We start from the raw sequence: 4,181 nt of genomic DNA on the forward strand, positions 1-4,181 counted from the left end.
GCCGAGAACGTGCCTGTGCCATTGGTCAAGGTCGAGTCCGCCGGCAGTACCGCCTGGACATCGGTGCTCGTGAAATGCACCGTACCGCTGTAGCCCGTCACCGTGTTGTTGAACTGGTCCTGCGCCGTCACCGTGAAGTTGAATGCCGTGCCGGCGGTTGCCGTCGTGGGGGCACTGACAACAAAGTGCGTTGCCCCTGCGGCGGTGTTGGTCAGCGAGAAAGTCGCCGGGGTCACCACACCGCTCACGCTTGCGCTCACCGAATACGCGCCGGTGGTGGTGTTGGCGGTCGCGATTACCTGGGTCTGGCCACTCACGTTCGTCACCGCCGCTGGACTCAGGTTTGCACTCGCGCCGCTCACGGGTGCGGTGAAAGTGACTGTCGCGCCGGGCACGGGATTGCTCGAAGCATCCAATACCGTCACGACCAACGGTGCGGCGAAAGCGGTGCCTACCGCCGTGCTTTGCGGCGTGCCGCTGGCCACAACGACGCTGGCCGCCGGTCCGAAGTAGGCGAACTTGTCGGCGGGGCCCGTCGGGCTGGTTCCGCTCGGCGTCGTCACCGTCACATCCACCGTGCCGGAGCTGCCGGCGGGGGCTGTCGCCGTAATCTGCGTGGGCAGGTTTACCGTGAACGTCGTCGCTGGCGTCGCACCGAATTTCACCGCCGTCGCGCCAGTGAAGTTCGCGCCGGTGATCGTCACCACGGTACCGCCCGCCGTCGGGCCGTTGGCCGGTGCCACCGCCGTCACTGTCGGTCCCGCGGTGGCGTTGACTACGAGGGTCTGCGTCGCATCCGGGCTTACCCCATTGCTCGCCGTCACGGTGCAACTCGCCGTACCGGGGGCAGTCGCCGTGCCGGAGATCGTCGCCGTTGCACCGCTGGTGTAGGTGAAGCTCAGACCTGCCGGCAGCACGCAGCCGGTCAGCGTGATCGAAGTGACGGTCGGCGTACCCGTGGTTGTAATCGTGTACGTGCCGTTCGTGCCGACCGAGAAATTCGCCGGGCCGACGCTGGTGATCGACGGTGGCTGGTTGACCTGGATCGTCACCGTGGCGTCGGATGTGCCTTTCACATTGCCGATGCGATACAGGAACGTATAGGTGCCTGCGATTGTCGGCGCAGTCAGACTCAGACTGCCGTCGGCATTCAAGGTCAAGGTGCCACCCGAGGTACCGAGCGCAACGCTCGCGCCTGGCGCGTTCGTCGTTACCGAGCCACCCAAGCTGCCGCCACCGAACGATTGCAGCGTCGCGTTCGGATTACCGAGATTGTCGTTGGCGAGAACACCGGGCGCAGAGACGTTGAGTCCGGTACTAACAACGGTCGTATAGCTGTCGGGCTCTGCGGCCGGTCCGTTGAGAATGACGATATTGACGAGAGCGGTCGAACTGCCGCCGGCGTTGGTCAACGTATAGTTGAAGCTGTCATGCCCTGTGTAGCCCGTCGTCGGCGTGTATACAAAACTGCCGTCGGCATTGAATACCAACGTGCCGTGCGTGGGGTCGGTATGACCGCTGATCGTGGCACCGTTCAAGGTGTCGTTGGCCAGCACGCCCGGTGCCGGGACATTGAGCGGCGTGTTGATCGTCGCATTGTAGGTGTCCGGGACGGCCACGGGCTTGGGCGGCGGCGGTGCGAGATTGCCGGTGACGTCGACGCGGAAGAAGACGTTGTTGTTGCTGAAAGCTGCGAAAAAATAGCGCAGGTCGATTGCTGCTTCACCACTGCTGGAGTCGCCAGCCGGATCTGTCGCGAGTGGCGCAACGCCGTTCCAATTGAACAGCGCGGCGCCGCCAGCTATGCCACTGAACAGCACGAGGCCGAGCATCAATCGCTTGATCATGCGCCGGCGCGCCTCGCGCGAGCCGATCAGCAACAAGGCCGCGCCGAGCAGCAATACGGCGAAGATGCCGATCATCGGCGCGGGGACCGCGCCCTGCCCCGGCAGCGCACTCACCGCCAGCACGATCGCCCCGCCGGCAGGCGCACCGGTCGTGGTCAGGAGGACATCGCTGCCGTCGGCGCTCTGCGCGACGACGTACAGACGTACCGCGGTCGCGCCTGGGCTGGCCAGCGCGGTCAGCGGCGCGCTCAGTTCGATCGCCGTGTCGCCGCCCGTGCCCCCGCCGACAATTATGTCGGCCGCACCGACCGGCGTCGCGGCGCCAAAGCTGCCGCCCGAACAGCTGGCGCGCGTGACCTGCACGACCTGCGGCGGCGAATCCGCGTTGATCGTCGCGGTCAGCACCGACTCCGCCCCGGCGATGTTTCCGCCCGGCAGGCTTACACTGCAGCCGGTCGCCGTGTTGTTGTCGGTATCAACGTAAATCGAATAGGTATAGGTCTGCGCAAACGCGGACGTCGCGCCAAGCAGCGCGAACAGGGCGACAAATCGCCGAACGATGGACAGCACGTGATTCCCCCGAATCCATGGTGGCTGCCGTGAGCGGACCCATACCTGGCAGCAGAGTGAGCGATGCTACTCAGATTGCATGAGGTTTTTTGGAGACCTAATCACAAATCGATGCATCGGCACGATATCTGCTGACCCGTTTTTCCATGATTTCACGTTATTGTAGTTTTTATGGCCCCTCCATCGCCCGCTTTGCGCTTTCGCCTGCTGCTCGACGCCGAGCATGCGCTCGGCCCCGGCAAGGCCGATCTGCTCGAGGCGATCGCGGCGACCGGCTCGATCGCCGCTGCGGGCCGTTCGATGGGCATGAGCTACAAGCGTGCCTGGCAGCTCGCCGACGAGCTCAATCGCAGCTTCGCCGAACCGCTGATCGCGGCGAACAAGGGCGGCGAGCACGGCGGCGGCGCCGCACTGACCGCGACCGGCGAAACGGTCGTCCGCGCCTATCGAGACATCGAACGCAAAGCGAAGCGCGCCTGCGCGGCCGAGCTGCGCGCGCTGTCGCGCCTGCTCGCGGACTGACGCTCCCACGACACGCCGAATGGTAGCCTTCGTCGCGAGGCGATATAGTCTGTAAACCATATCGAATGGAGCCGGCCATGCCCCGCCTATCCCGTCCGCACGCGCGGCTCGCCGGCACGCTGATGCTCGCCGCCGCCTTTGCGACAGCCGAAGCACGCGCCGACGATCTCACCGTCTCCGCCGCTGCCAGCCTGACCAACGCGTTCACCGACATCGCCAAGGCGTATGAGACGCAGCACCCGGGCACGCACGTGAACCTCAACTTCGGCGCCTCCGACGTGCTGCTCAAGCAGATCGAGCAGGGCGCGCCGGCCGACGTGTTCGCCAGCGCCGACGAGGCAACGATGGACCGCGCCGCGAGTGCCGGCCGCATCGACGCCGCCTCGCGCCGCAATTTCGCCGCAAATACACTCGTGCTGGTCACGCCCGCTGGCGGCACCGCACCGGCGAAGCTCGGCGACCTCGCGCAGGATGCCTACAAACACATCGCAATCGGCAACCCCGACTCGGTACCGGCCGGACGCTACTCGAAGCAGGCACTCGTCGAAGCGAAGCTGTGGGACCCATTGCAGCCGAAGTTCGTGCAGGCGCAGAACGTGCGCCAGGCGCTCGACTACGTCGCGCGCGGCGAGGCCGAGGCCGGCTTCGTCTATGCTACTGACGCGGCATCGCAGGCGGCGAAGGTCAAGGTCGCGCTGACCGTGCCGACGGCGACGCCGGTGCACTACCCCGCCGCCGCGGTCGGCAGCTGCAAGCAGAAACCGGCGGCCTGCGAGTTCGTCCAATTCCTGTCGGCGCCCGCGAGCCGCGCGACACTGGCAAAATACGGATTCAGTCCGGTCAACCCGTAGCGCATTTGGAATTCCTCTCTCCGCTCTGGCTCACGCTCAAGGTCGCGGCGCTCGCGACCACGCTCGCGTTGGTTCTCGGCGTCGCCGCCGCGCGCGCTCTCGGGCGCAAGGACGGTCTTGCGCGCGATGCGGTCGAATCCTTGCTGACCTTGCCTCTGGTGCTGCCGCCGACCGTGCTCGGCTACTACCTGCTCGTCGTGCTCGGCCGCAACGGCGCGATCGGCGGCTGGCTGCATGCCGCGTTCGGCATCAACCTGATCTTCACCTGGCAGGGTGCGACGATCGCCGCGGCAGTTGCCGCGTTTCCGCTGATCCTGCGCGCGGCACGCGCCGCGTTCCGCGAGGTCGATCCACAGCTCGAACGCGCGGCGCGCACGCTCGGCCTGAATGA

Annotated in this window: 4 protein-coding genes; 3 read left to right on the top strand and 1 reads right to left on the bottom strand. The window is 66.1% G+C overall.

Annotated features, from left to right (window positions below; all coding sequences use genetic code 11):
- A partial coding sequence (locus VF497_RS07180; RefSeq protein ID WP_330887132.1) for a beta strand repeat-containing protein occupies positions 1 to 2,417 on the bottom strand: 2,417 nt, incomplete at its 3' end.
- Positions 2,418 to 2,588: 171 nt separating this feature from the next.
- On the opposite strand from VF497_RS07180, the gene VF497_RS07185 reads away from it, so the two are divergent.
- The 3 genes from VF497_RS07185 to VF497_RS07195 form a co-directional block, all read left to right on the top strand.
- Positions 2,589 to 2,939 (top strand): winged helix-turn-helix domain-containing protein, encoded by a 351-nt coding sequence (locus VF497_RS07185; protein ID WP_330887134.1) that lies wholly within the window; start codon positions 2,589 to 2,591, stop codon positions 2,937 to 2,939.
- 77 nt (positions 2,940 to 3,016) lie between these two features.
- A complete protein-coding gene (modA, locus tag VF497_RS07190; protein WP_330887135.1) occupies positions 3,017 to 3,790 on the top strand; it encodes a molybdate ABC transporter substrate-binding protein in 774 nt (257 codons plus the stop codon).
- A gap of 5 nt (positions 3,791 to 3,795) precedes the next feature.
- On the top strand, positions 3,796 to 4,181 hold a 386-nt coding region (locus VF497_RS07195; protein WP_330887136.1), incomplete at its 3' end, for an ABC transporter permease subunit.

It is taken from the genome of Rudaea sp. (genome assembly GCF_036383415.1).
In the GTDB taxonomy this organism is placed as follows: domain Bacteria; phylum Pseudomonadota; class Gammaproteobacteria; order Xanthomonadales; family Rhodanobacteraceae; genus Rudaea.

Coding starts and splice junctions, on each gene's coding strand:
- VF497_RS07185 (WP_330887134.1), top strand. CDS start 2,589: ATGGCCCCTCCATCGCCCGCTTTGCGCTTTCGCCTGCTGCTCGACGCC.
- modA (WP_330887135.1), top strand. CDS start 3,017: ATGCCCCGCCTATCCCGTCCGCACGCGCGGCTCGCCGGCACGCTGATG.